This window comes from Shewanella colwelliana, assembly GCF_001735525.1.
Lineage (GTDB): Bacteria > Pseudomonadota > Gammaproteobacteria > Enterobacterales > Shewanellaceae > Shewanella > Shewanella colwelliana.
Map to the genome: position 1 here is coordinate 80,865 of NZ_MCBT01000048.1, position 25,646 is coordinate 106,510.

The window sequence follows — 25,646 nt, forward strand, 5'->3', positions numbered from 1 at the left end:
GGAAAGGTCATGCTGGATACGCTATTTCCCTGTACGCGTCATTTTTTCGATAGAAATGGTCACAAACTGCAATATGTGAACGAAGGTGAGGGTGAGCCTGTTGTCATGGTACATGGCAACCCAAGTTGGTCTTTCTATTATCGTAATGTGGTGGCGGCATTAAGTGCGACCCACCAGTGTATCGTGCCTGACCATATTGGTTGTGGGTTATCGGATAAACCCGATGATAGCGGTTATGACTACACCTTAAAAAACCGTATTGACGATCTTGAAGCCTTACTGGATCACTTAGATGTTAAGCAAAACATCACCTTAATCGTTCATGATTGGGGCGGTATGATAGGTATGGGGTTTGCGGCGCGTCATCCTGAGCGGATTAAAAAATTAGTGATCCTCAACACGGGGGCATTTCATCTTCCTCAAAGTAAGCCGTTTCCATGGGCATTGTCTATCTGTCGCAATACCTTGTTAGGGACAGCGTTGGTAAGAGGCTTCAACGCGTTCTCATCCATTGCATCCTATGTTGGCGTCAAACGTCAGCCTATGCCTGCTGAAGTGCGTAAAGCTTATGTCGCACCTTTTAACTCGTGGGCTAATCGCATCTCAACGCTGCGATTTGTACAGGATATCCCGCTTAAACCGGGAGACAGAAATTATCAACTGGTATCGGATATCGCCGACAGTTTGGCACAGTTTAAAAACGTGCCTATGATGATCTGCTGGGGATTACAAGATTTTGTGTTTGATAAACATTTTCTTGATGAGTGGAAGTTACGTTTTCCGCAGGCACAAGTGCATGAGTTTGCAGATTGTGGACACTATATTCTTGAGGATGCCAGCGAGGAAGTGGTCAGTCATATTAAACAATTCATGACCCAATAACATAATGGCGAGGTTGACGCTCCATGTCTGATTATCACATCAAGGGCGCCAATCTTTGTCGCCACCTTAAATCTGCTGCGCTCAATAGTCCTGACAAGCTGGCTGTTGCAGTGCAGCAGGCCAAAGGGCTGCCGCTGTTACAAAAAAAACTGACTTATCAAGAACTCTCCTTCGCCGAGCTGGATAGGCAAAGTGATGTATTGGCTCAAGCGCTCAATGGATATGGTATCCATGGTGGTATGAAAGCCGTGTTGATGGTTACACCCAGTATTGAGTTTTTTGCACTCACTTTTGCGCTATTCAAAGCGGGAATCATTCCTATCCTAGTTGACCCAGGTATGGGCGTTAACAACCTTAAACAGTGTTTCGAAGAAGCGGCGCCAGATGCCTTTATTGGTATTCCTAAGGCCCATCTTGCAAGACGTTTATTTGGCTGGGGCAAGGCGTCGGTTAAAAAGTTACTGACAGTGAATGGCAATGCTTTTTGGGGCGGTGTAAATCTCACTGAGTTAGTGGCTCAACATACTGCGCACGCAACCTATGATATGGCGGAGTTAGACCCGGATGAGATGTGCGCGATTTTGTTTACCAGCGGTAGCACCGGCACACCTAAAGGTGCGGTGTATTCCCACCGCATGTTTGAAGCGCAGATCCAAGCATTACGCCATGATTATCAGATAAAAGATGGCGAACGTGATCTCGCTACTTTTCCGCTGTTTTCACTCTTTGGTCCAGCATTAGGCATGGCATCAATCGTACCAGATATGGATGCCAGTAAGCCTATTACCGCTAACCCCGATCACATCTTTGCGGCGGTTGAGAAGTACCAGTGCACCAATATGTTTGTTAACCCTGCATTGATCGAGCGGTTAGGTCAAGCAGGCACTATGGCCAATAGTGTGCACTCGTTGCCCAGCTTACAGCGGGTTATCTCGGCAGGAGCACCTGCAACCATTCCATCGATTCAGCGCTTTAGCCGAATGTTGGCCGATGGGGTTGATGTACTTAACTCCTACGGTGCCACTGAATCTCTACCTTTGAGTAAAATAGCGAGTGAAGAGCTGTTCAGTACCACGGCCGTGACCGACAACGGTGGTGGGATCTGTGTTGGGCGCGCCATCGATGGTGTTGATATTGCGGTGATCGCTATTACTGAGCAGGTGATCACCGAGTGGGATGATGCGCTAAGGCTCCCTGAGGGCGAAATTGGCGAGATTGTCGTTAAAGGGCCAATGGTCAGCCGCAGTTATTACCATAGAGACGGGGCAACCAAGCAGGCTAAAGTGCCGGGTAAGGGGGGGGATATTTATCACCGTATGGGCGACTTAGGTTATCTCGATCCGCAGGGCCGTTTATGGATGTGTGGCCGTAAGGCGCATCGTGTTGATGCTCAAATAAACACTCGGAAGCAGCGATACTTCTCTATACCTTGCGAGCGGATATTTAACACCCATCCCATTATTAAGCGATCTGCACTCGTGGGAATAACCGTTAAAGGTCTGCCCACTCCGCTGGTGTGTATTGAGCTTAAACAGGGAGTGAACTGCAATGAAAGCGCCAAACTATACGCCGAATTAACGGCACTGGCCGAGCGTTACCCTCAAACGCAGGGGATTAGTCGTTTTCTTATTCATCCGGATTTTCCGGTAGATATTCGCCATAACGCTAAGATTTTTAGAGAAAAGCTCGCTGTATGGGCACAGAAAACCCATAAAGAATAGGAGTTTAAGATAATGACAACGACATCGCCAACAGTGTCACCGCTATCGGATAATCTAGATGATGCATTATTGCAATTTCACCCTTTAGAACGTCAAGCTCTGGCCACCTTGGCAAGCCAGGTATCGAGAGTGTTTGTGACCGGTGCAGGCGGGTTTTTGGGTAAAGCTATCTGCCAACGTCTGGTCGCTGCGGGTATTGCCGTAACGGGCTTTGCTCGGGGAGATTATCCTCAACTTAGGGCGATGGGTGTTGATATGGTATCCGGCGATATTGCCGATGCAAGTGCAGTGAAGGCGGCGATGACAGGCTGCGATCTGGTGTTTCATGTAGCCTCCAAAGCCGGTGTTTGGGGCAGTAAAGCCAGTTATTATTTGCCCAATGTTGACGGCTGTCGTCACATTATTGATGGCTGTAAAGCCCATAACATTACTTCGTTGGTGTATACCAGTACCCCAAGTGTCACCTTTGCTGGTGAAGACGAAGCGGGCATTGATGAAAGTGCTCCTTATGCCTCTCATTATCTGAACTATTATGGTGAATCCAAAGCGATAGCAGAGCAGATGGTGGTAGCCGCTAATGGTAACACCTTAGCCAATGAGGCCAGGCTGAAAACGGTTTCTTTGCGCCCACATCTTATTTGGGGGCCTGAAGACCCGCATCTGGTACCCAGAGTGATTGAGCGTGCTAAAGCGAAACGTTTAAAGCTCGTCGGCAGTGAAGATAAGTTAGTCGATACCATTTATGTCGGTAATGCCGCCTACGCCCATATTTTAGCGGCGCTGTCTTTGTTACAAGAGAACAGCTTGGCGGCAGGTAAGTGTTATTTTTTGAGTAACGACCAACCAATCACTATGGCTGAAATGCTTAACAAAATCTTGGCCTGTGCGTCGCTGCCCCCTGTGAGTAAAAGAGTGTCGTCAAATCTTGCCTATGGTGTAGGCGCACTGCTTGAGCATGTCTATCGACTATTGGGTAAGTCGAATGAACCCATTATGACGCGCTTTGTCGCTAAACAGCTTTCAACCTGTCACTATTTCGATATTTCGGCGGCAAAACAGGATTTAGGTTATCAACCCATAGTGTCAATTGATGAAGGGATGCAAGCGCTAGCCCATTGGCTTGCCGCTCACTAAGCCCTATATTAGGGGCTGCGTCTTGTTGAGAGCAAGGTTACGGAGAACGACTATGCGTTTTTACTACTCATCAATTTTACTCCTGACAGTACTGACAGTGTCTAGTGCTATAGCACACGGGCGTGTTGAGACGCTTGATGGGGCATGGTCGCTTCAGTCGGGTCAATATTTAGATGAAAATCAACAGTGGGTGGATTACCAAAGCCGCGGGTTAACTGCGATTAAAGTGATTGCAGGGGAGTATTTTAGCTTTACGACTATGCAGCAAAGTGAAGCTGCCGCGCCCACCTTGTGGGCTGCGGCAAGTGGTCGCCTTGTCTATGATGGCACGACATATACTGAATACCCAACGCTTAACTCATTCGACGCATCAGCATCATTTACCTTTGAGTATCAGTTAGAAGTGCTCGAAAATGGTCAAATAGCGTGGCATACCAAGCGTATTGAGAATGGTGAGCTGAAAGAGCTTGAGGTGTGGTTAAAGCGTTAGTCGATTACCGCTTTCGTTATTCGGTTTCTAAACCACGGATCATCACAGCGGCAATACAGTCGTAATAGTGGGACCAAGCTTGCTCTATCTCCTCGTTACACTGCTGCTTAAGTGTATATTGGATTGACAACAGCAAGGCATTTTTTACCACTTTAAACTGGCCGATATTGACCCCAAAATTTCGGTGTATTCTACCAAGTTGCAATAAAGATTCTTCTATTGTTTCAAAATCATTAACTTTATCCACTGCAGTGGCAATAATTTCATTAAAGTGCTGCTCAAACACATTACGTTCATTGACGAACATAGGGCGAATCAAGGGGGCTAGCTCGAACAGGCAATCATAGAAGATGGCCGCAAAGTTGCTGGTCGCTGACGTGATCTGGGTGTAAGACTGTTTGATCAGTTGTTTTTCATTGTTGGTCAGGCTCATATCTCTCCTCAATCCTTGTGAGACGGTAACAATCAGTTACTCGTGGAATTATAGACCTACTTCCATGTTTTTATTAAATATATGCATTAGCAATACTGCAACCACGTATTGAATCAGTTAAGCTAGCATGATTTAGTATGATAATGATACTCATCATTGACTTGCGCCACACGCGAACATAAGGTCACAGTGGTGCTTAATGACGCAGCCAATCGTGGCGGTTTAAGGGGTAATGTTGGCTAGGCAAACATTCAATGGATGAAACTTATTTCTTTTTTGGTGAATGGCAGATAACGCCATCGGCTAATTCATTGCGGCGTGGCGATATCCTTAAGCAGCTCGAGCCTAAGGCGATGGATGTGCTGCAGCTTCTGTGTCGTCACGATGGTGAAGTGCTCAGTAGCGATGAGATTGTTAGTCAGTGTTGGCCCGCATCTGAGGTGGGCGACAATCCCCTACATAAGATCATCAACCAACTACGCCGTGCCTTTGGCGATAACGCCACCAATCCCAGTTATATCGAAACCATCCGTAAGCGCGGTTATCGTACTTTAGCCAAAGTCACGTTTCCCATTGGCACAGAACAAGCCGTCAGCGAGCAGAGCTGGCATGCTGGTTCGCCTTTTCCAGGGCTACAAGCTTATGGTCCTGAGCATGCAGCCGTATTTTTTGGTCGTAGCGATCAGGTAACGACCTTGCTAGACCGTATAGCGCAGCAGATCCAGTTTGGGCGCGGGTTTTGTCTGGTACTGGGGCCTAGTGGTAGCGGTAAATCATCTTTAGTTAACGCAGGCATCATGCCCAATTTGATGGCCCAACAGGGCTACAATGGTCTGAAGGCAGTCTCTTACGCTTGTTTTGATTTAGCTGATGCTTCAAGTGAACAACTGCTGCTCAGTCTTGCCAGTGTTATGCTTGACTGGGAACTGGCCGATACCCCGGTATTTGATGGACTAAGCAGTGACACTTTAGCGCAGTTATTGCGCTCAAATCCGCAATCTGTTGTTGATTGTTGCCAGGCTGCACTAAGGGAAAATGCTGATCACTTATCGGTTTTGGCCCTGTTTATTGACAGGTTAGAGGTGCTGCTATCGTCACCACTATTTACGGAGGTTGAAAGGCACCTGTTTATTGAGTTAATTGAACTGTTTGCCAGTTCCGGCTGTGTATTGGTTATTAGTGCTTGCCGTAACGATTTTTATCCTCTGCTGGTGGAATATCCCAGCTTAATGGCGGGTAAATCTCGAGGTGCACATTTTGACTTGGCGCCACCGAGTCGCCATGAGTTGTTGCAGATGGTGCGTTTACCTGCCATTGCGGCAAATCTAAATTGGGAGTTTGACCCTCTGAGCGCCACGCCGCTGGATGAGCTGTTATGTGCCGAGGCGGCGGGTAACCCGGACACCTTGCCCATGTTGCAATATATGCTGCAAGCCTTGTATTTACAGCGTAGTGACGATGACCAGTTAAAAGCTAGTGTTTATCATCAGTTAGGCGGGATTGAAGGGGCCATTGGGAAAAATGCCGAAGAGGCGATAGCAGCGCTGAACCCTAAGCAACAAGCATGCTTACCCAAAGTGTTATCCCTATTGGTGACTTTAAGAGAAGATGAAAAGTCGATCACCAGTCGCAGCGCGCGCTGGGCGGAGCTCGCCAATGAGTCGGAGAAACGTTTAGTACAGGCGATGGTCGACAGTCGTTTATTTGTCTCTCACCTTCAACATGGTGAGGCCTGTTTTAGTATTGCGCATGAAGCGTTATTGCGCTGCTGGCCGCGCGTCACCGCATGGATAGAGGCCCATCATGACAGCCTTAGCATTAAAAGCCGTTTGTTCCACCTGTCCCAGCGCTGGTTAAGCGAAGATAAACAAAGCGCCTATTTATTGGCGGATGGCAAGCCACTTCATGAGGCCGATGCATTGCGGCTCAACCCCTTTTTTAGTTTAGATCAACGAGAGCTTGAGTTTATTGCCGCTTCCAAGCGTCGTGCGGCAATTCGGCGTTGGACGGGCAGAGTCACGATTGCACTACTGTGCAGTTTGACGTTTATATCGATTTTAATGAGCGTCAAAAGCTTTAATGCTGAGCAAGAGGCAACACAGAAGCGGCTTGCCGCAGAAAATTTACTGGGTTTTATGGTGGGTGATTTTGCCGATAAACTGCGCAGTATTGGCCGAATGGACTTGCTCGACGGGATCAGTAACAAGGCGTTAGAGTATTTTGCTGGGGCATCATTGCTTGAAACTGATAGTCATCTTAGTTTCGAAGCAAAATTTCAGCATGCACAAACATTAGAAGCGATAGGTGAAGTAGCCTATTCAAGGGATAATATTACCGAGGCGACAGAAGCGCTATTAGCAGCACGAGACAGTTTGCTAAAACTATTACGAGTTGATGACAGCAATCTTGAGCTATTAAAAACCCTAGGTGCCAATAGCTTTTGGCTTGGACAGATACAATACGACGCTAAAAATTGGCAGGCGGCTGAGCCTTATTTTCAAGCTTATCGTGCCTATAGCGACACCATGTTGTTAAAGGCACCGCAAGATCAAGAAGCCTTAATGGAGCTATCGTATGCCTTGAACTCTTTGGGGTCGATAGCGATGAACCTCAAACAGTTCAGTATAGCCAGACAACATTTTGAGCGCTCTTTGGTATTAAAACAGCAAGCTGTTGCTAAAAATCCGTCTAATATCTCTTTACTTGCCGATGTTGCCGATACCCGCTCTTGGCTTGCTAGTGCGGCATTGTCAAATGGCGAGTTGCAGCTCAGCATTAACGAGCATCAGTCTATTCAAGCTGAGTTTGCCAGCATGCCGTTAGAGATTAAAACAGATGCCTACCTGGCGGAAATCTTAGCCTTGAGTTATCACAGTATCTCCTTACAGTATCAATATCGTGGTCATTATCATCTTGCTTGGAATAGTGCGGTTGAGAGCCATGAGCTGATTCAAACGCTGTTAGGCGTTGATGCTGAAAACCAAGTTTGGGCTAGACGTATGTTTATGATAAAACTGCATTTACTTGGTTTAAAACTCGATTATCCTCAGAGTGATGAGTTAGACCTGTTTAATGTAGATCAACTGATTGAACAGATGGCTAGCGCTGAACAGTCTTTCTCTGACGGTATAAAAACCCAGCGACTTCGCTACGGATTTTATGCTTTTCTAGTTAGGTACGCTTTGAAAAGTAATGATATTGAAGCGTCTAAGCGCTGGTTAGCCAAAGCGAAACACATTAGTTTTCAATTATTAGGTAGCGATGCTGATGAGGCTGAGTACAAGCTTTCTGCTGCAAGGGTTGAGTTATTGGCAGCGTCGATTGCTTTGGCTGAAAACCCGTTCTCAGATGTTACAGTTGCCTGCATGGCAGCGAAGGCCTATTTATCGGATATCGTTGAAGTTGATAAAGATCCAAAATATGTTGTGGCCTATGTGGATGCACTAAGATGTCTAGAACAATTAGATGACGAGAAAGAGATTAGTGACTTGATCGTTAATGAAAGAATCGTTGAAACAATGTTTGTCCAACCAAAGGGAAGTGAATAATGTCTAGTGAAAAAATAACCGTTACTGTCGATGTAAAAGAGGGTCCTGCTGGTCCAGTATTTTCGTTTGACGTAAACCCGGTGATTGTAAAAACAAATGTGGCTAAGATAACGTATAAAATTAATGACGAACAAAACTTAGGTTATCTATTTGCGGGCGCGGTATTTCCAAAGAAAGACCAGTCTCCAGCATCAGTGCTTGCCGATATCAGTTCTTTTAAAGTTAAGGCTGCTGGTAGCTTACTTGTGTTAAAAGATGTCAATGTTGTTAATGGAACTATCGGGTTAAAATTATTGCTTGCTGATGCTGCAGGTAATATATATGAGACGCAGGATCCGCAAGTTAAGAATGACCCAACCGATTAGGTATGTACGCTATATGTCGCTGTGGCTTGAAACGATTTTCGAGCCATTTTTAACTATCACAAAGCCGTTTTTTTTCTGTACTGCTGGGACTGTAAACGGCTAAACCTTGATTTTCCTTTCTCTTCTTTTTCATTTCTACCTATATCTCATTGTGAAAATACATTTAATATCAAAGATATATGTGGGAAGGTTGCCAGAAGGTTGTTTGCTGATTTTTTGTTTAATCTGTTAGTCATCGGAGTAGCACTACTTAACTAGTTGGGGTGTTGCTCTCAGTTACTGACTAAGAATACTGGCAAGAGGGAACGCAAAATGTCATCAGCATCAGTGAAAAAAGTGGTTGTCGACACCATGAACCAGGACCTGGCAAAACGACTTGAGCGCATGGGAATATCTCAGGATATTACCTGCAGCCAGCCACCAAAAGATAACCTCGACAGAGCAAAAAAACAGTTAGATTTCGTTGATGAGCTTATTGCTGGAACGGTAAAAAATGACTTTCTGAACGCCCTTGGTACGGTTATCAACTACATGTCAGAAGCGATTTTTGTGGTCAATGGCAACGGTGTATTTGAGATGATAAATCCGTTGGCCGCGCAGCTATTTGGTGCCCCACGCGAAGCGCTGATTGGCCAGCAATGGTGTGATTTCCTCGGCCATCAACATAAAGATGAGTATCTGTCACTGTTCGTTAGTTGGAAAAAGTGCCACGAATTGCCCAGCAATCATGGTCCAAAAGAGGTGGTGATTCATCGCGCCGACAGCTTATTACTTGATGTGGACTTATCCCTCTCTTGTTTACCTGCCAGCCAAACAGGCAGCGAAAACCTATTCATAGGGGTGATGCACAACCTCACCACCCATAAAGCCGAATACCATGAACTGAAACGCCAAGCCCGTACGGACAGACTGACTGGACTGGCAAACCGCCATGAGTTTGATGAAATGCTCCAAACAAGTTGGAATGACAGCATTAATGGACATCAACCGCTCAGTTTAGTGATAATTGATGTGGACTATTTTAAGTTGTTCAATGATAGATATGGTCACGTCAATGGCGATCGTTGCTTGCAAAAAATAGCGCAGGTGGTTGAGAAGGCGTTACCCAGTAGGCAATGCTTGGCAGCGCGTTATGGGGGAGAGGAATTTGCGTTGATCTTACCTAACTGCAACGCCAGAACTGCAGAGCTGACGGCTAAACGGGTGCAAGCCGCTATCAATCAGCTCTCTTTTACCGATTTGGGCTTGCATCCTTCAGTGCGGGTGAGCGTGAGCCAAGGAATCGCCGTCGAAGTCTTAGGGCAATATCGTACCCCGACTGCTTTAGTATGCGCCGCTGACACGGCGCTTTATCGAGCAAAGTCTGATGGTCGCAATCGGATTAATTTGAGCCTATAACATTAACTCAAAAGATGTGGGTGGTTAAATGGGTTAGCCATGGCTAATAAACTGGGTGTCAGTTTTAGCTGTAGTTTGCTGACCAACAGATTTAGCCACCGTTTTCATTGCCTGGGTGAGTGTTGTTAATTGACTCTGGCTGATGCAGTAGGGCGGCATGATGTAGATTAAATTGGAAAATGGACGGATCCATACCCCTAGATCGACAAATTGCTGCTGCAGTGCGGCGGTATTCAACTGTCTATTCATCTCAATTACGCCGACCGCGCCTAATACTCGTACATCCTTGACGCCGTCAAAGTGGCTGGCCTCGGCAAGCTCCTGGCACATCTGGGTTTCGATTTGCGACACCTGGGCTTGCCACTCATTATTTGCAATCAGCGATAGGCTAGCACTGGCCGCAGCGCAGGCTAACGGGTTGCCCATGAAAGTGGGGCCATGCATAAACACACCAGATGGTGAGTCACTAATGCCTTGGGCGACTTCGTCACTACACAAGGTTGCCGCCAGCGAAATATAACCGCCTGTGAGCGCTTTACCTACACAAAGGATGTCGGCTTCAATATCGGCATGCTCATAGGCAAACAGTTTACCTGTGCGGCCAAATCCTGTGGCAATTTCATCTAAGATCAGTAGCACATTGAACTCATCACATAATGCCCGCAATGCTTTAAGATAATCAGCGCTGTAAAAACGCATTCCCCCAGCACCTTGCATAATTGGCTCTATGATCACGGCGGCGACGGACTCATGCTGGTTGGTTAACATCAGATGCATGGCGGTCAGATCATCGGCTAGTAGCGTTGCACCGAAAGGGGTTTGCGGCGCATCGACAAACAGCTGTTGGGTAACAGCATTGCCAAACATTGTGTGCATACCGCCCTCGGGATCACACACACTCATGGCGGCAAACGTGTCACCGTGATAGCCATTTTTAACTGTTAATATGCGCTGTTTTTTGGGTTGCTGACGCCCCTGCCAGTATTGCAGTGCCATCTTCATGGCAACTTCGACCGCGATGGAGCCAGAATCGGCCAAAAACACTTTAGTTAAGTTATCACTGGTCATGGCTACCAGTTGCTTACTCACCTCAATAGCGCTGTGATGGGTGATGCCGCCAAACATGACGTGACTTAAGGTGTGGAGTTGTGCGTTCATGGCGGCAAGGATCTGCGGGTGTCCGTAGCCATGGACACAGGCCCACCAAGAACTGGTACCATCGATCAGCGCTTTACCATTGTCTAACACTAACTCGCAACCGTTAGCTGCTACCACCCCAAATGTTGGTAGGGCGTGAGTCATAGAAGTATAAGGGTGCCATATATGTTGCTGATCGAAGTCGTAGTCAATGGTGGGGTATGAAGACATAATGGTTTCCTTGGTTAAAAATTAACCGTTAGTAAACTTGGTAAACTGGTTGGCGTTGACAGATTAAGACCTAACGGTATGCTAATCAACATAAATGTCGTGGTTAAACCCAGTGCCGCGGTAATAATAGATTAGAGTAAGGGCTGGTATCAATGTCTCAAGTTCAACTTCGCCATGATTGGCAGCGCGATGAAATAGAAGCGCTTTTTTCACTTCCTATGAACGATCTATTGTTCAAGGCCCATAGCATACATCGTGAAAACTTCGATCCCAATGAGATTCAGATAAGCCGACTTTTGTCGATTAAAACGGGTGCATGCCCAGAAGATTGCAAATATTGTCCGCAAAGTGCTCGCTATGATACCGGGCTTGAGAAAGAACGTCTGATAGAAATTGATAAGGTATTAACCGAAGCACGTGCCGCGAAAGCCGCCGGCGCATCACGTTTTTGTATGGGAGCCGCTTGGCGTAATCCTCATCAAAGAGATATGCCATACCTTAAAGATATGGTGAGTGAAGTGAAGGCGATGGGGATGGAAACGTGCATGACACTCGGCATGCTTTCTCCTTCGCAAGCGAGTGAACTGGCTGATGCGGGCTTGGATTATTACAACCACAACCTTGATACTTCTCCTGAGTATTATGGCGACATTATTACCACGCGTACCTACCAAGAGCGGCTTGATACCCTATCAAATGTTCGTGCCGCAGGCATGAAAGTCTGTTCTGGGGGCATTGTTGGTATGGGCGAGCAGGCAACGGATAGAGCTGGATTGTTGCAACAGCTTGCCAACATGGAAAAGCACCCAGATTCAGTACCGATCAATATGTTGGTGAAGGTTGCCGGAACGCCATTTGAAAACTTGGATGATCTTGATCCGCTTGAGTTTGTCCGCACCATCGCCGTTGCGCGTATTGTTATGCCTTTATCGCGGGTGCGTTTGTCAGCAGGGCGCGAGAAGATGAGTGATGAATTGCAGTCGATGTGTTTCTTTGCTGGCGCTAACTCTATTTTTTATGGCTGCAAGTTGCTTACGACTAGTAACCCTGAAGAAAATGACGATATGGCTTTACTTAAACGCCTAGGACTGCACCCTGAACAGGGGAAGGCTGCTATGGTGGAAGATGATAAAGCCGTGTTTGCTAAAGCACAGGCACTAAAAGACAAACAGAGTCAGGCATTTTATGATGCGGGCGCACTGTAAATGAGCCTTGCGCGGGTGAGTCTCTAGTATGACAGGGCTGTCGGCGAAAATTGCTCAGGCAAAAGTCGCGGCGCAAGCTGCGGGGCTATTACGGGCTCGGGTACAACTGACACAAACGGCAAGCTCCCCTAACCAGTTTTCCTGTGAGGCGCAGCATTACCTTAACTTCAGTAGCAATGATTATTTGGGCTTGAGTGTGTCGCCTCAATTGATCGATGCGTTGGTTGAAGGCGCAAGACGCTATGGTGTTGGCAGCGGCGCCTCGCCATTAGTGACGGGGTACGGCGATGCCCATGCAGAGCTAGAATCTAGCCTTTGCAAGGCGACAGGTCATGAGGCAGCCTTGCTATTTTGCTCTGGCTTTAGCGCCAATAGTGCGTTAATGAAAACCTTGTTTGGCACGGGTGATACGGTAGTTGCGGATAAGCTGATCCATGCGTCGTTAATTGATGGTCTGCGTGAAAGTAGTGCTACCTTAAGGCGATTTTCACACAATGATCTACTAGCTGCGCAGCGGCTAATTAAGGCTCATCAGCCATTGGCGCTGGTCACTGAAAGTGTGTTCAGTATGGATGGTGACGTTGCGCCACTCTCACAGCTCTATAAAACCTGTACGCAGCAGGGGAGCTGGCTGATAGTCGATGATGCGCACGGTTTTGGTGTTTTAAGTGCACAACAGCAAGCCAATGCCCATAATTGCGACATTCAAGTGGTGACTTTCGGTAAAGCCCTTGGTGGCCAGGGTGCGGCGATATTAGGTTCTCGCGCTTGTATCGATTTTCTCGTTGCCAATGCGCGCGATTATATCTATTCGACGGCTTTGTCGCCGAGTGCGGCTTACGCTGTCAATTGTGCGGTGTCATTGGCGATTGAAACTGGTGAGCTGCAGCAGAAGTTAACTGATAATATTGCGTATTTTAAAGCGCTATGTCTGCAATCAGGCGTGGCGATAACTGATTCTAATACGCCGATCCAACCGATTATCGTTGGCAAGCTGGAGTCGTTACAGCGGGTGTTCGAATACCTTAAGCAAGCTGGGATCTGGGTTGGCGCGATTCGTCCGCCCACAGTACCTAAAGGCAGTGCTCGTTTGCGTATCACCCTTAACGTTAACCATAGCCATTCGCAGATCGACATGTTAGTCAGTTGTTTAGCTAGCGCCCTTAGTTCAGAGCGCTGAGTCAATTTTGTGCAGCCTCTCCAGGTCTTTGTCCAAAACCTAGTATTGAGAATTACATATTTATAGGAACCTGAAGTAGTGAAAACAGGGTCACAAGCATCGTTTCATGTTAAACAGTCGACTATTGCGCAATGTTTCTCTCTGGCGGCGAGTGACTATCAACGCCATGATGTGGTGCAGCGCAGTACAGCAAAACACTTGCTTAACTCAATCAATGCCAGTGGTCGTTTGCTCGACTTGGGCTGCGGGCCTGGGACTGATTTTTCAGCACTATCGGGAGTCAGTGATGTTGTAGCGGTCGATATTGCACCGGGCATGCTTAATCAGTTAGGAATCACGCAACCAGAGCAAATACCACTATGTGCTGATGCACAGGCGCTGCCTTTAAAAAATGATAGCGTGGCGCTGGTGTATTCAAACTTGGCGTTGCAGTGGTGTGAAGACCTACAAAGTGCCGTGGCTGAAATCGAGAGAGTGCTGCAGCCTAATGGCGAGTGCCATTTAGCTATTGTTGGTCATGGCAGTCTCGATGAGCTAAAACAGTTAGGTTTACGGGTAAATGATTTTAATCATTTAGATAGGATTAATGCCTGCTTTGATGCCCAGCAATGGCAACAGTTAACTATTGTTTGTCAAGAGTTTACGGTTTTTTTTGACGAGTTAAAGCCTTTGCTTTATTCGATAAAAGGGGTGGGCGCATCGGTAAGGGCAACGACAGATAATGCATCACAGCAGGCGCGACTTCGAGGTCGGCAAGATTGGCAACAGCTTACTTCGCGCGCTGAAGCGATTCGTCAGCCACAGGGCTTACCATTGACCTATCAGATCATGATTGTACGCGGAAAATTAGTAGGTGAACCATGCGCTATTTTGTAACCGGAACCGATACCGATTGTGGCAAAACTTTTGTGAGTTCGGCGCTGCTGCATGCGGCGCAAGCAAGAGGCTCGACGTTGGGATTAAAGCCAATTGCCTCGGGTTGCGAGGTGACGCCAGAGGGGCTGAGAAATACCGATGCTTTATCATTAATAGCTCAGTCCAGCGTGAAGTTGGATTACTCACAAGTAAATCCATTTTCGTTTGAGCCCGCTATCGCGCCTCACATTGCGGCTAAACACCTTGGCATAGGTTTGAGTGTCGATGCAATTTGCCAGCATTTAGAGGCGTTGCCTCTTAGCAGTGCCGATCTGATGCTGGTAGAAGGTGCGGGGGGCTGGCGTCTGCCATTGGGGGGGGGCGAGTTTTTATCTCAGGCGGTTAAGCAATTATCTATGCCAGTGATTTTAGTGGTGGGTGTAAAGTTGGGCTGTTTAAATCATGCGGTGTTAACCCAAGAGGCGATATTGGCCGATGGTTTAACCTTGGCAGGTTGGGTAGCTAATGTTACAGATCCCAACATGGCTTATCTACAAGAAAACCTGACAACATTAACCGAGTTAATGACATCACCCTGCCTAGGTGTTGTTCCTTATCTGCCGAGTCGAAACGTGGCAACGGCTGCTGGCTATTGTGATATCGATGCGTTGTCTTAGTCGTTCTTCGCCTATTTGTTTGTTAATTAACTAAGTTTAATGGCCTATCTTATTAACTTACGGCTTATTTAAGATTGGCTTAAGCATCGACTTCTAGACTGCGTGACTTGGATTAATTCCGTGATTTGCACTGAAATTAATCAGTGATGAATTTATTTTTACGTTTACCCCTTGAGATTTGAATTTTCGGACATATTATGTCGTTATAGGGTTAAATTGGCACAATAGTGTGTCTTATAGGAGCTTACATGAAGCGTATTTTTTTATTGATTGCGACGAATATGGCGATTTTGCTAGTTGCGTCAATCGTGATGTCAATTTTAGGGGTTAATACCTCAACGATGGGCGGCTTGTTAGTCTTTGCAGCTATCTTTGGTTTCGGTGGTGCATTTATCAGTTTGGCTATCTCTAAGTGGATGGCTAAAAAGACCATGGGATGCGAAGTGATCACCACTCCACGTGATGACACAGAGCGTTGGTTGTTAGAAACAGTTGCACGCCAGGCTGAGCAAGCTGGCATTAAAATGCCAGAAGTTGCTATTTACCAATCGCCAGAGCTTAATGCGTTTGCAACGGGACCGAGTAAAGACAATTCGTTGGTAGCCGTAAGTAGTGGTTTGTTATACGGCATGACTCAAGATGAGATTGAAGGGGTGCTTGCCCACGAAGTGAGTCATGTTGCTAACGGTGACATGGTGACCTTGACCCTAATTCAAGGTGTGGTAAACACTTTTGTTATCTTCGCAGCGCGTGTTGTTGCCGGGATCATCAATAACTTTGTCGCCAGTAACGACGAAGAGGGTGAAGGCCTAGGAATGTTTGCCTATATGGCAGTGGTCTTTGTCCTGGATATGTTGTTTGGTATTTTGGCATCGATGATTGTGGCTTACTTCTCTCGTATTCGTGAATTTAAGGCTGACGAGGGCGGCGCTAAGCTTGCTGGCAAACAAAAAATGATTGCAGCGTTAGATCGTTTACGCCAAGGCCCAGAAACAGGGGCTATGCCTGCGCAAATGGCAGCGTTTGGTATCAATGGCAAGAAGTCGATGGCAGAACTCATGATGAGTCACCCGCCACTTGAAAAACGTATTGCGGCGCTAAAAGCAAAATAATCAATCACAATATTGGTTATCAAACGGGAGCTTCGGCTCCCGTTTGTCGTTTTAAAACACTAAGGTTTTCTGCCTATGGTTAGATTGCTGAATTAATGCAGGGGGGGATGATGACCGCAGACAATAGATGTTCAATTGCATGGTAGGGCTGTGACAAAACTCACGTATAACCTTGGTTTGGTGGTGTAAGTCATAGATATTTGATTAAGCGCACGTTTTGTCGATAACGGAATTGTTACGATTGCGCCGACATAAAAGTTGCCAATCAGCCAATCCTTAGCTATTTTAAGCCTAGTTGTGCAAATTGGATGACGGCTAGATGGGACCATATAAAACTAACCCACAATGCCAAATATAAAGAGGATATTATCGTGAGCAAGAAAATTTTAAGTGCGTTATTTGGTGCTGGTCTAGCGGCGTTAGCCTTGTCTCCAGTAGCGATGGCTGAGCCACAAGAACTTGCTGAAATGCATGCTGAGATGGATGGTTGTGAAGCATGTCATGCTGACGGCGAACCTTCAGCAGACGGTGCTCATGAGTTTGAGCAGTGCCAAAGCTGTCATGGTACGCTAGCTGAAATGGATGCGGTGCATCAGCCACATGATGGCAACCTTATGTGTGCAGATTGCCATGCGCCACATGACTCTAATGTTGGTGATAAACCAGCTTGTGACAGTTGCCATGATGATGGCCGTACTGCAGAGTCAGTATTAAATAAGTAATCTCAATAAGAGATTGAAAATACCAGCCAAGTGGCTGGTATTTTTTTGCCTGCAATAGAAGGATGGGCATCTGTCATCTTGCACACTTTAACTTTCAAACTGTCAGCTCCTTAGTTCATGCAACAGACCTGTAGATCTGCTTTTTTATAGTAGTAAAGTATTAGACCTTTCGGTTGAATAGGCTATTAGTCTAGGGTGACTTAATACTCTTTGGGGACGAAGGATGCTTGTGATGAGGTGATAATCTTTGCAGATTAAATGGAAGAGAAACCGCACATGGGAAGTCTGCGTAAAAATTACGAGCGCTATAGAAGTTTACTAGGGATGCTGGTGCTGGTTTTGATTAGCCTTGTTTCGTTTACGTCACTTGCCAGCGTTGACTTGAGCGAGATTGACGAATTATCGGCATTCAATAATAAAGCCGCCATCAACCAGTCTGGTGATGCACTGGATGCTGATATCCATCAGATAGGTGTGACCAATTTAGCGTTAAATACGCAGAGCGGTACTGACATCTTTGTTGATATTCGCCAACAAGGCGGTGGTAATCGGAGTTTAATTGGGCAAGATGGCATCGCTATTGAGGCGAGTTTGTTGCAGGTAGGATTTAATAATTTAGTCGTCGCTTCTCAGTATGGTACAGCTTTGTCATTAGATGTTGAGCAACAGGGCAATGATAATCGCGCCATTATCTATCAAACGGGTTACGAAAATGCGGTAACGATTAACCAATATGGTTCAGGGCATGGTGTGGTTGTTGCTCAGTGGGGAAATTCGCAGAATACTGTGGTGACTCAGGGGCATGTTAATCAATAGTATTATCAGCATTTTATAGTGAAAAAAGCGAGTAAACAGCTAATTTGTTCTAATCCTTTTTATCAGGTCGGATCTTAGGAATGGTTTTTATTTAGATTTTAGTTGTTATGATAGTCGCGAAACTAATGGAAATACGCTACGACGTAGCGACATGGAGTGAGCAGGATGTTCAAAGTAATTAACTGGGTAGTGGTTTCACGATCGCAATTATTAACCGACTTATTGGATACGCGATGGCCTCAAGAGTTTTTAGTTAAGCTAGCCAAAGTGTCTCCAGAGCAAGTTGAAGCGACCATGAATGAGTCAAGTTACTCATTGGTGGTGATTGATCTTTCCAGTGTTGATGTACAACGCGCCTATCAAATTCAAAAGCAGATAGAGAAGAGACACTCAGCCAGAGTCGTCTTGTTACATTATCCCCAACAGATCGATGCTCGATTTCTTATTTCACCCATTACAGCCGCCGTTTTTCTCAGTGATGCTTCGCTTGAAGAGGTGGGTAAATCTTTAAGCAATGTATTACGTGGTCAAACGATTATACCGCAGCAGTTACTGTCGTCAGCTACCGATGATGATTATGCTGACGGTGCTGATAACTTGACCGTAAGAGAGCGAGAGGTGCTGCAGGCGCTATTAAGTGGTAGCACCAATATTGATATTGCTAATCAATTGTTTGTCAGTGAAAGTACTATTAAGACTCATCTCTATCGCGTGTTTAGAAAAATTGGCGTATCCAGTCGCGGACAAGCCATTGCATGGGCACAGACCCATCTGCATGAGGTGCAGCAGTGAACCATCGATTTGGCGGGCTAATTTTTCTGCTGTGCAGTGTCACTGCGCAAGCTGCAGATACTGGTATTAACAAAGCCCACCAAGTCCAACAGCAAAGTATCAGCGATGCGCTCCCTAAACAGGAGAGTGATTTGATTGATGGGCTGATACTCAATCGTGCGATGACCAGGGTGGGTCATCGTTTTTATCGTGAATTTGTAGCGGCTTACAGAGATATTGGCGGTATGACGCAACACTCAGGTTTAAGCGTTGTTGAGCGAGCCACTGCCCGCAGTGGCAGTAAGGTGCTCATCCTACATAATCGTAAGCCGGTCTATATTACTGTGATATCGCCAGCAAGTCGCGATCTTGATAAGCAAGCGGTGGGAGCGGCTAAGCGAGTGAATCAGGTTTTGATGCAAAATCAAAAACAATCCAGTTGGGCTCAATGGTTAGATCCCGATTTGGCTCCGGATGAGTTTTAATAAGGACATTATTCATATGCATTACAAACAACTGAGCTGGTCAGCGGCTGCAATGGCGCTAATCAGCCTAGATTTGGCAGCTACTCAACTTATTTATACGCCAGTTAACCCTAATTTCGGTGGGAGTTATTTAAATGGCTCCTACCTGTTAGCTAACGCGTCAGCTCAGAATGATCATAAAGGGGGCTCAGGCTATACCCCTCCTACAGCGCTCGAACGAATGGCCAGTTCACTAGAATCGCGTTTAATGAGCCAACTATTTAATGATGCGGCTAATGGTGGTGAAGGCTATCTGAAAACCACTGACTTTGAGATCCAAGTGGTTAATGAAGATGGTATGTTGCTGGTGCATATCACCGATTTAGTCACAGGTGAAACAACAGTGATTGAAGTGGGTGGTTTAGTCGATAGTGGTACGGTAGGCGGTTAATGATGAAAAACTTTGTAATTGCGGGTGTTTTACTTTGCCTTACGGCGTGTTCCTCTGTTCCCGAACAATTTGACAATATCGAAGCCTCGAGCAGCTTAATGCCTAAAGGTGAAACCTATTACGATCTTGTCAATTTGCCATCACCACAAGGTGCGATGGTTGCAGCAGTTTATGATTTTAGGGATCAAACTGGGCAATATAAACCGATTCCATCGAGTAACTTTTCAACCGCAGTGCCGCAAAGTGGTACAGCCTTTTTAGCACAGGCACTCAATGATTCAAGTTGGTTCGTCCCTGTTGAGCGAGAAGGGTTACAAAACCTGCTGACAGAACGAAAAATTGTAAGGGCGGGGCTTAAAGGTGATGCTAACCAACTACCTCAACTTAATTCTGCCCAAATTCTGATGGAAGGCGGTATTGTTGCTTATGATACCAACATCAAAACAGGTGGTGCAGGTGCCCGTTATCTCGGTATTGGTGCTTCAAGCCAGTTTAGGGTGGATACGGTGACGGTTAACTTACGTGCGGTTGATATTAGAACGGGGCGATTGTTAAGTAGTGTGACCACGACAAAATCAATTCTTTCTAAAGAGATCTCTGCAGGCGTGTTTAAGTTTATTGATGCACAAGAGCTATTGGAGTCGGAATTAGGTTATACCTCAAATGAGCCTGTGAGTTTATGTGTTGCCTCCGCTATTGAAAGTGCTGTGGTACATATGATTGCCGATGGTATTTGGAAAGGCGCGTGGAGCCTTGCCGATAGGCATAGTGGTTTGAATAATCCTGTGCTGCAAAAGTATTGGTTGGAGGCTCACTCACCTCTACGTGTAAGTGAAAAAATTAAGCAGGGGTAATCGGCGATGTTAGGTGCAAGATTTCAGTGCGGACTTGGAATTTTGACATGGATTTTAAAGAGGTTGAGATTGGCATATTTTATACTAAGCTCATACTTTTAAATAGTTTTTTTGTAATTAAATGTATCCTTTGTTATAAAGTCGCCAATTTATTGACTCTCGAAAACACCTCATGATTAGAAAGATCGCTTTATTCATTCTGGCTATTCCCTTCACGGTTAATGCGTCGGCACTATTTGGTTTAACTTGGGGGGCGCCTTTACAAGGCTATGGTGAGATCGTGGAGAATGCTTCGGAGCAAGTGGTCACCACACACACGCTTCCAAAGGGCCCTTCCATTGCTCGTTATTATGAGTTATACGGAACACAAGCTGCAGGCCTTTTGAAGGTCATGATGCAAAGTGGCTATTATTCACAGCACAGCAGTCAGTTTGACGACGACTTCAATTTTATCAAAGCCTCTTTAATTAATATCGGTTATCACACGACTGAAAGTAAAAGTAGTGAACTTAGCTCTTATAAATGTGTGTTTCAGGGGCACTGCATAGGTAAACGCTGGTATGGCAGGCTTGATGACAACACGAGTGCATTCGTGGTGCAACAGGCACCCAATCGCAACGAACAAGGCTCTATCCAAGTTATTTTTAAATCACCTGAACAAATTGCGTTGGAGCTGGCGCGTGCAGATGCTTTAGCTGAAAGAGCAGAGAGTCAACGAGCCAATGATGAATTGGCCTTTGACTAAAGAATAGAGTTTGAGTGGCGAGGCCTATATGCAACGTATATGGCCTTGCTGTTCATTGCATTTAGGTGTGTGAAACTTCGCTCCTATAGCGATTGATAATTTAAGCGCTTGGTTATTGGTCTGTTATTTACTGATGAATAGATTTATCACAACCACTGATTTGTGAGTATACTGTCAGGAATATTTTCTCTGAGAGGATGCTTCGATGGCCGAAGAAACAATTTTTAGTAAAATCATTCGACGTGAAATCCCTGCTGAAATTCTATATCAAGATGAGCTGGTTACCGCATTTAGGGACATTGACCCTAAGGCACCAACTCATATTCTGATTATTCCAAATCATCTCATCCCCACCATTAATGATGTTAAGTCTTCCGATGAGAAAGCGCTGGGGCGGATGATCACCGTTGCGGCCAAACTCGCAGATGAAGCGGGTATTGCGGAAGATGGTTATCGGTTAGTGATCAACTGTAACAAGCATGGCGGCCAAGAGGTTTTCCATATTCATATGCATCTGCTCGGTGGTGACTTTTTGGGACCATTAGTCACTAAACGTTGAATGCATTTAGTGAATAAGAGGCCTTAGTTAATGAAAGTAAGTCCAGGTTTTTTCCCGCTGACAGGCTTAGCGACACGCTTTGTTGACCAACTGGTTCAATGTCGCCGTCTGCAGCTTAAAGTGTTAGAAGGCAGTGAACATCATGTATTGATTGAGCTGCCTTATAGCACTGAATTGATTGGCTATCCTGATACTGGAGTGATCCACGGTGGTGTGATCACTACGCTCATGGACACGGCTAGCGGCAGTGCGGTGGTCTGCAGTATTTTCGATAAGTTTAACTCTCTAGAGCTGTCACCAACGCTTGATTTACGAGTTGATTATATGAAACCAGCACAGCCGCATAAGTCGGTTTTTGGTTTTGCTGAGTGTTACAAGCTGTCATCAAGTATCGCGTTTACCCGCGCTATCGCCTACCAAGACTCTATTGATGATCCAATAGCCCATGCCGTTGGTTCATTTATGCGTATTAGTCCTGATATGGTAGGGGATGAATTTAGACGTGCTTTAATGGGAGATGAGTATGAGTGATATTCAGCACGCATCAAGCGCCGAGTTGAACGTTAAAGAAATAGTAAAAAAAGCCACTGAATTAAATGACTTTAGTCATCTTTTAGCCCATGTTCCTTATGCTAAGTTTATCGGTATGGAGGTGGTGCGCTTTGGGGATGAGTTGGTATTCCAACTACCAGCTAAAGATGAAAATATTGGTAATCCGACTTTGCCAGCGATTCATGGTGGCGTGATAGCAGGTTTTATGGAAATGTCGGCCATTGTGCAGTTAATGGTCTTTATGCAGACCAGTAAAGTACCTAAGATTGTTGATTTCTCAATTGATTACTTGAGAGCTGGCTATCATAGAGATACCTTTGCAGAGTGTAAGATCACCCGTCAAGGTCGCCGTGTGGCCAACGTTAATATTAACTGTTGGCAGACTAATAGAAAGTCGCTTATTGCAACCGCTAGAGCTCACTTTTTAATTGAATAGAAAGTAAAAAGTGGCTCATACCTAGGGTATTGAAGGAGAGATAAATGAATAAGATTATTGTCATAGCGCTACTGGCATTCGCTCTTAATGCCTGCGCGCCTCATACAGCAGGGATAATGGCCAGTTCTACGGGTGAACAACGTATCGATAACACTCGTTTTAATAGTGAGGTGTCGGTTGAACGTGTCATGGTGGTTGGTCAAGGCGATCCGTTGAAAGCCGCTGGCACTATTAGTAGTAAGGTCGCGACGGATCTACGCCTGCAGTATAAGTTTACTTGGTACGATATTAACGGCCTTACCATCGAAGATGAGGGGGTTTCTTGGAAGTCGTTAAAGTTGCACGGTAAACAGCAGATGCAGGTTAGTGCGGTAGCGCCTAATAGTAGTGCGGTGCGCTGTGAACTGTATGTGAGAAAGGCCTTTTCAAACTAGTTTATTTATTAGTGTGGCTGAGATTGTTTAAAACGTCAGCAATGCTGGCGTTTTTTTATGATTTATACCTAATTACCCGTTAAAAATGTCAACAATTTGTATGACTCATGTATAATCGCTCGGGCCAAGGGGTGTGAGTCTGTATCTCCAAGAGATACGACTAACTGAGATGTCTAGTGACAAACCCTTAGAACCTGATCCGGCTAATACCGGCGTAGGAATGGGCCACACTTACGGATTAATATAATCTCACTGTGCTTTCTTTCTCGCTTTTTTAAGTGCCGGATCTCAATATAAATTTGAGGTCCTATGTTTACAATCAAATCCTTAACACCGGTCGCACTTGCGGTCACCGCAGCGCTAACATCACAACACGCATGGTCTAATGAACTCAACACTGATAAAAGCAGTGATGAGATGGAAGTGATCGTCGTTACATCCGATTTTCGCCAGTCAAGTCTGGACAAAATGCCCTCGAGTATTACCGTTATCGATCAGCAACAGATTGAAGATGAAGGCGCACAACACTTTGAAGATCTCCTCAATTCGGTGGCCAACTTTAACTGGTCAGGTGGTAGCTCTCGCGCCAAATATTTTCAAATCCGCGGCGTAGGTGAGCAAGAAGAGTATCAAGGAGCGCCTAACTCTTCGGTTGGCTACATCATCGATGATATCGACATGTCCGGGCTTGGAATGATTGCATCGATGTACGACCTGCAGCAAGTGGAAGTGCTTAGAGGTCCTCAGGGAACTCGCTATGGTGCTAATGCCCTGGCAGGTCTTATCTATCTAAAGAGTAATGATCCCACTGATGTATTTGAACATGGCGCTGAAGTGTCGCTGGGCGATGATCAGCTGACTACATTTAGTGGTTTTAGCTCAGGACCATTAACGGACTCTGGCAAGTTACTTTACCGAGTGTCACTGCAACAACATCAACAAAATGGTTATCGCGATAACCTTTATCTAGACCGTGATGATACCAATAGTCGTGACGAGTTTAGTGGTCGGGTTAAGCTACGCTGGTATGCGACCGACGATCTTGCTATTGATTTGTCTGTACTGCACGCCGATTTCAATAATGGTTATGATGCGTGGACATTGGATAACAATGGTTTTGACACCTTAACCGATGCGCCAGGGGGGGATAAGCAGCGCACTACCGGTGGTTCTTTAAAGTTCACCTATTCTGGTGCAGAGGCGTTTGAGTTAGTGTCATTAAGCTCCTTTGCCCAAAGTGATACCCACCATGGCTACGACGGTGATTGGGCTAATCCTGATTACTGGGCGGCTAGAGTCTGTGAGGGGGCTCCTTGCCAATATGATTATACTTGGGACAAGGTTGGTGACAGACAAACTATGTCGCAAGAGTTTCGTTTAAGTTCGACTGAAGCAGGACGACTGTTTAATAACAGTACCGATTGGCTTGTGGGCGTATACGGCATGAAACTTGACGAAGACAATGATACCAATGAGTTCTATAACGGTTGGGGAGATGCGTTAACGGCCGAGTACAGTGCTACAAATCTGGCGCTGTTTGGTCAGTTAGATTCTGATTTAGGCCGAGGATATGCTTTATCAGTTGGTATGCGTGTAGAGCGCCGTGACAGTGAATATAGTGATAGCGACGGAGATGGTTTTGAACCGTCAGAAACTATGTGGGGCGGTCATATTGCATTGAGTAAAGCCTTGTCAGATAACCATGAAAGCTATTTCCGTCTTGCACGAGGCTATAAGGCTGGCGGCTTTAATATGTCACTGCCTGTTGAGTTAAGCGATAAGAAAGAGTTTGAGGCTGAAACCCTATATAACTATGAACTAGGGATTAAGTCGGTGTGGCTTGAGGGCAATGCGAGCACTAACTTTTCGCTGTTTTATATGGATAGACGCGATCAGCAAGTGTCAGCTTCACAGCAAAATCCCCTTGAGCCGCAAAAATTCATTCTTTATACCGAAAATGCCGGTAGCTCACATAACTATGGTGCAGAGCTTGAAGGTAACTGGTATGCCACCGATAATCTGAAGGTTTACGGCACATTAGGCTGGTTAGAAACTGCCTACGGTGATTATGAATATCAAGATAAGTACGGTGGAACGGTCGATCTTACGGGTCGTGAACTCGCTCATTCACCTAACTTTACCTATAGTGCAGGGACAACATATCGCACCGATAGCGGCTGGTTTGCTAATCTAACGGCCAGTGGTAAGAGTGAATTTTATTACTCTGATAGTAATGACTCTAAATCAGACCCCTATACTATTTTTAATGCGCGTATTGGTTATGAAACCGATGTATGGTCGGCATACCTTTGGGGACGTAACCTGTTTGATGAGCAATATGGCGTACGTGGCTTCTACTTTGGTAACGAGCCAGACATCGATTGGGCAGATAAGCAGTACATACGTTTTGGCGACCCACGTCAGCTAGGTGTCACCGTTAACGTGAAATTTATGTAACCCATTTTTGGTTTTTA

The 25,646-nt window shown here is 45.8% G+C and carries 26 protein-coding genes and 1 riboswitch; of the genes, 24 read left to right on the top strand and 2 right to left on the bottom strand.

Translation table 11 applies throughout. The features are described from left to right. Positions 1-9: 9 nt before the first annotated feature. Genes BEL05_RS18130 through BEL05_RS18145 form a run of 4 tightly spaced genes read left to right on the top strand, consistent with a single transcriptional unit; the run spans position 10 to position 4,227 of the window. Positions 10-882, top strand: coding sequence for an alpha/beta fold hydrolase (locus tag BEL05_RS18130; RefSeq protein WP_069672026.1), 873 nt, complete (start codon positions 10-12; stop codon positions 880-882). A gap of 23 nt (positions 883-905) precedes the next feature. Continuing rightward, positions 906-2,603 (top strand): olefin beta-lactone synthetase, encoded by a 1,698-nt coding sequence (oleC, locus tag BEL05_RS18135; protein WP_069672027.1) that lies wholly within the window; start codon positions 906-908, stop codon positions 2,601-2,603. Positions 2,604-2,615: 12 nt separating this feature from the next. Further along, on the top strand, positions 2,616-3,737 hold the full coding sequence (oleD, locus tag BEL05_RS18140; protein WP_069672028.1) for a 2-alkyl-3-oxoalkanoate reductase: 1,122 nt from the start codon (positions 2,616-2,618) through the stop codon (positions 3,735-3,737). 52 nt (positions 3,738-3,789) lie between these two features. Continuing rightward, positions 3,790-4,227, top strand: coding sequence for a hypothetical protein (locus tag BEL05_RS18145; protein WP_069672029.1), 438 nt, complete (start codon positions 3,790-3,792; stop codon positions 4,225-4,227). A gap of 16 nt (positions 4,228-4,243) precedes the next feature. Here the strand turns inward: BEL05_RS18145 and BEL05_RS18150 are convergent, their stop codons facing one another. Beyond that, positions 4,244-4,660, bottom strand: a complete 417-nt coding sequence (locus BEL05_RS18150; RefSeq protein WP_028762172.1) for a globin domain-containing protein — start codon at positions 4,658-4,660, stop codon at positions 4,244-4,246. Positions 4,661-4,914: 254 nt separating this feature from the next. Between BEL05_RS18150 and BEL05_RS18155 the strand changes: the two genes are divergently transcribed. The 3 genes from BEL05_RS18155 (at position 4,915) to BEL05_RS18165 (ending at position 9,971) form a co-directional block, all read left to right on the top strand. Beyond that, positions 4,915-8,208: an nSTAND1 domain-containing NTPase gene (locus BEL05_RS18155; protein WP_069672030.1), complete on the top strand. Its 3,294-nt coding sequence runs from the start codon at positions 4,915-4,917 to the stop codon at positions 8,206-8,208. After that, positions 8,208-8,573, top strand: coding sequence for a DP-EP family protein (locus BEL05_RS18160; RefSeq protein ID WP_028762170.1), 366 nt, complete (start codon positions 8,208-8,210; stop codon positions 8,571-8,573). Before BEL05_RS18155 ends, BEL05_RS18160 begins: the two co-directional genes overlap by 1 nt. Positions 8,574-8,885: 312 nt before the next feature. Beyond that, a complete protein-coding gene (locus BEL05_RS18165) occupies positions 8,886-9,971 on the top strand; it encodes a sensor domain-containing diguanylate cyclase (RefSeq protein WP_245687028.1) in 1,086 nt (361 codons plus the stop codon). Between the two features lie 33 nt (positions 9,972-10,004). Here BEL05_RS18165 and bioA read toward each other — a convergent pair whose 3' ends face one another. After that, positions 10,005-11,339 (bottom strand): adenosylmethionine--8-amino-7-oxononanoate transaminase, encoded by a 1,335-nt coding sequence (gene bioA / locus BEL05_RS18170; protein ID WP_028762168.1) that lies wholly within the window; start codon positions 11,337-11,339, stop codon positions 10,005-10,007. 152 nt (positions 11,340-11,491) lie between these two features. Between bioA and bioB the strand changes: the two genes are divergently transcribed. The 17 genes from bioB to BEL05_RS18255 all read left to right on the top strand — a co-directional run bounded on the left by bioB (position 11,492) and on the right by BEL05_RS18255 (position 25,629). Continuing rightward, positions 11,492-12,544: a biotin synthase BioB gene (gene bioB / locus BEL05_RS18175; RefSeq protein ID WP_028762167.1), complete on the top strand. Its 1,053-nt coding sequence runs from the start codon at positions 11,492-11,494 to the stop codon at positions 12,542-12,544. Between the two features lie 28 nt (positions 12,545-12,572). Beyond that, positions 12,573-13,724, top strand: coding sequence for an 8-amino-7-oxononanoate synthase (locus BEL05_RS18180; protein ID WP_069672031.1), 1,152 nt, complete (start codon positions 12,573-12,575; stop codon positions 13,722-13,724). Between the two features lie 78 nt (positions 13,725-13,802). Next, positions 13,803-14,600 carry a methyltransferase domain-containing protein gene (locus BEL05_RS18185; protein WP_069672032.1) on the top strand — a complete coding sequence of 266 codons (798 nt, stop codon included), beginning with the start codon at positions 13,803-13,805 and terminating at the stop codon, positions 14,598-14,600. Further along, complete coding sequence (gene bioD / locus BEL05_RS18190) at positions 14,585-15,256, top strand: dethiobiotin synthase (RefSeq protein ID WP_069672033.1); 672 nt, start codon at positions 14,585-14,587, stop codon at positions 15,254-15,256. Before BEL05_RS18185 ends, bioD begins: the two co-directional genes overlap by 16 nt. Positions 15,257-15,504: 248 nt before the next feature. Then, on the top strand, positions 15,505-16,368 hold the full coding sequence (gene htpX / locus BEL05_RS18195; RefSeq protein WP_028762163.1) for a protease HtpX: 864 nt from the start codon (positions 15,505-15,507) through the stop codon (positions 16,366-16,368). A gap of 371 nt (positions 16,369-16,739) precedes the next feature. Then, positions 16,740-17,090 carry a tetraheme c-type cytochrome CctA gene (gene cctA, locus BEL05_RS18200; RefSeq protein ID WP_028762162.1) on the top strand — a complete coding sequence of 117 codons (351 nt, stop codon included), beginning with the start codon at positions 16,740-16,742 and terminating at the stop codon, positions 17,088-17,090. Positions 17,091-17,348: 258 nt separating this feature from the next. Continuing rightward, positions 17,349-17,906 carry a curlin gene (locus tag BEL05_RS18205; RefSeq protein WP_245687029.1) on the top strand — a complete coding sequence of 186 codons (558 nt, stop codon included), beginning with the start codon at positions 17,349-17,351 and terminating at the stop codon, positions 17,904-17,906. A gap of 165 nt (positions 17,907-18,071) precedes the next feature. Then, entirely contained in the window at positions 18,072-18,698 is a 627-nt protein-coding gene (locus BEL05_RS18210) for a LuxR C-terminal-related transcriptional regulator (protein ID WP_028762160.1), read from the top strand. Beyond that, a complete protein-coding gene (locus BEL05_RS18215; protein ID WP_028762159.1) occupies positions 18,695-19,162 on the top strand; it encodes a curli production assembly/transport protein CsgE in 468 nt (155 codons plus the stop codon). The genes BEL05_RS18210 and BEL05_RS18215 overlap by 4 nt, the downstream gene beginning before the upstream one ends. Before the next feature lie 16 nt (positions 19,163-19,178). Further along, entirely contained in the window at positions 19,179-19,592 is a 414-nt protein-coding gene (locus BEL05_RS18220; protein WP_051412846.1) for a curli assembly protein CsgF, read from the top strand. 2 nt (positions 19,593-19,594) lie between these two features. Continuing rightward, positions 19,595-20,446 (top strand): CsgG/HfaB family protein, encoded by an 852-nt coding sequence (locus BEL05_RS18225; protein WP_028762157.1) that lies wholly within the window; start codon positions 19,595-19,597, stop codon positions 20,444-20,446. A 172-nt stretch (positions 20,447-20,618) separates the two neighbouring features. After that, complete coding sequence (locus tag BEL05_RS18230; RefSeq protein WP_069672034.1) at positions 20,619-21,191, top strand: hypothetical protein; 573 nt, start codon at positions 20,619-20,621, stop codon at positions 21,189-21,191. Positions 21,192-21,396: 205 nt separating this feature from the next. Further along, positions 21,397-21,750: a purine nucleoside phosphoramidase gene (gene hinT / locus BEL05_RS18235; protein WP_028762155.1), complete on the top strand. Its 354-nt coding sequence runs from the start codon at positions 21,397-21,399 to the stop codon at positions 21,748-21,750. A gap of 30 nt (positions 21,751-21,780) precedes the next feature. Next, positions 21,781-22,281, top strand: a complete 501-nt coding sequence (locus BEL05_RS18240) for a PaaI family thioesterase (protein WP_028762154.1) — start codon at positions 21,781-21,783, stop codon at positions 22,279-22,281. Further along, positions 22,274-22,738, top strand: a complete 465-nt coding sequence (locus BEL05_RS18245; RefSeq protein ID WP_028762153.1) for a PaaI family thioesterase — start codon at positions 22,274-22,276, stop codon at positions 22,736-22,738. The genes BEL05_RS18240 and BEL05_RS18245 overlap by 8 nt, the downstream gene beginning before the upstream one ends. Before the next feature lie 44 nt (positions 22,739-22,782). Further along, complete coding sequence (locus BEL05_RS18250; RefSeq protein WP_028762152.1) at positions 22,783-23,172, top strand: YcfL family putative periplasmic lipoprotein; 390 nt, start codon at positions 22,783-22,785, stop codon at positions 23,170-23,172. A gap of 117 nt (positions 23,173-23,289) precedes the next feature. Then, positions 23,290-23,410: riboswitch (TPP riboswitch) on the top strand. Positions 23,411-23,481: 71 nt separating this feature from the next. Further along, positions 23,482-25,629 carry a TonB-dependent receptor gene (locus BEL05_RS18255; RefSeq protein ID WP_069672035.1) on the top strand — a complete coding sequence of 716 codons (2,148 nt, stop codon included), beginning with the start codon at positions 23,482-23,484 and terminating at the stop codon, positions 25,627-25,629. Positions 25,630-25,646 lie beyond the last annotated feature (17 nt).

Coding starts and splice junctions, on each gene's coding strand:
- BEL05_RS18130 (WP_069672026.1), top strand. CDS start 10: ATGCTGGATACGCTATTTCCCTGTACGCGTCATTTTTTCGATAGAAAT.
- oleC (WP_069672027.1), top strand. CDS start 906: ATGTCTGATTATCACATCAAGGGCGCCAATCTTTGTCGCCACCTTAAA.
- oleD (WP_069672028.1), top strand. CDS start 2,616: ATGACAACGACATCGCCAACAGTGTCACCGCTATCGGATAATCTAGAT.
- BEL05_RS18145 (WP_069672029.1), top strand. CDS start 3,790: ATGCGTTTTTACTACTCATCAATTTTACTCCTGACAGTACTGACAGTG.
- BEL05_RS18150 (WP_028762172.1), bottom strand. CDS start 4,660: ATGAGCCTGACCAACAATGAAAAACAACTGATCAAACAGTCTTACACC.
- BEL05_RS18155 (WP_069672030.1), top strand. CDS start 4,915: ATGGATGAAACTTATTTCTTTTTTGGTGAATGGCAGATAACGCCATCG.
- BEL05_RS18160 (WP_028762170.1), top strand. CDS start 8,208: ATGTCTAGTGAAAAAATAACCGTTACTGTCGATGTAAAAGAGGGTCCT.
- BEL05_RS18165 (WP_245687028.1), top strand. CDS start 8,886: ATGTCATCAGCATCAGTGAAAAAAGTGGTTGTCGACACCATGAACCAG.
- bioA (WP_028762168.1), bottom strand. CDS start 11,339: ATGTCTTCATACCCCACCATTGACTACGACTTCGATCAGCAACATATA.
- bioB (WP_028762167.1), top strand. CDS start 11,492: ATGTCTCAAGTTCAACTTCGCCATGATTGGCAGCGCGATGAAATAGAA.
- BEL05_RS18180 (WP_069672031.1), top strand. CDS start 12,573: ATGACAGGGCTGTCGGCGAAAATTGCTCAGGCAAAAGTCGCGGCGCAA.
- bioD (WP_069672033.1), top strand. CDS start 14,585: ATGCGCTATTTTGTAACCGGAACCGATACCGATTGTGGCAAAACTTTT.
- htpX (WP_028762163.1), top strand. CDS start 15,505: ATGAAGCGTATTTTTTTATTGATTGCGACGAATATGGCGATTTTGCTA.
- BEL05_RS18205 (WP_245687029.1), top strand. CDS start 17,349: ATGGAAGAGAAACCGCACATGGGAAGTCTGCGTAAAAATTACGAGCGC.
- BEL05_RS18210 (WP_028762160.1), top strand. CDS start 18,072: ATGTTCAAAGTAATTAACTGGGTAGTGGTTTCACGATCGCAATTATTA.
- BEL05_RS18220 (WP_051412846.1), top strand. CDS start 19,179: ATGCATTACAAACAACTGAGCTGGTCAGCGGCTGCAATGGCGCTAATC.
- BEL05_RS18225 (WP_028762157.1), top strand. CDS start 19,595: ATGAAAAACTTTGTAATTGCGGGTGTTTTACTTTGCCTTACGGCGTGT.
- BEL05_RS18230 (WP_069672034.1), top strand. CDS start 20,619: ATGATTAGAAAGATCGCTTTATTCATTCTGGCTATTCCCTTCACGGTT.
- hinT (WP_028762155.1), top strand. CDS start 21,397: ATGGCCGAAGAAACAATTTTTAGTAAAATCATTCGACGTGAAATCCCT.
- BEL05_RS18240 (WP_028762154.1), top strand. CDS start 21,781: ATGAAAGTAAGTCCAGGTTTTTTCCCGCTGACAGGCTTAGCGACACGC.
- BEL05_RS18245 (WP_028762153.1), top strand. CDS start 22,274: ATGAGTGATATTCAGCACGCATCAAGCGCCGAGTTGAACGTTAAAGAA.
- BEL05_RS18250 (WP_028762152.1), top strand. CDS start 22,783: ATGAATAAGATTATTGTCATAGCGCTACTGGCATTCGCTCTTAATGCC.
- BEL05_RS18255 (WP_069672035.1), top strand. CDS start 23,482: ATGTTTACAATCAAATCCTTAACACCGGTCGCACTTGCGGTCACCGCA.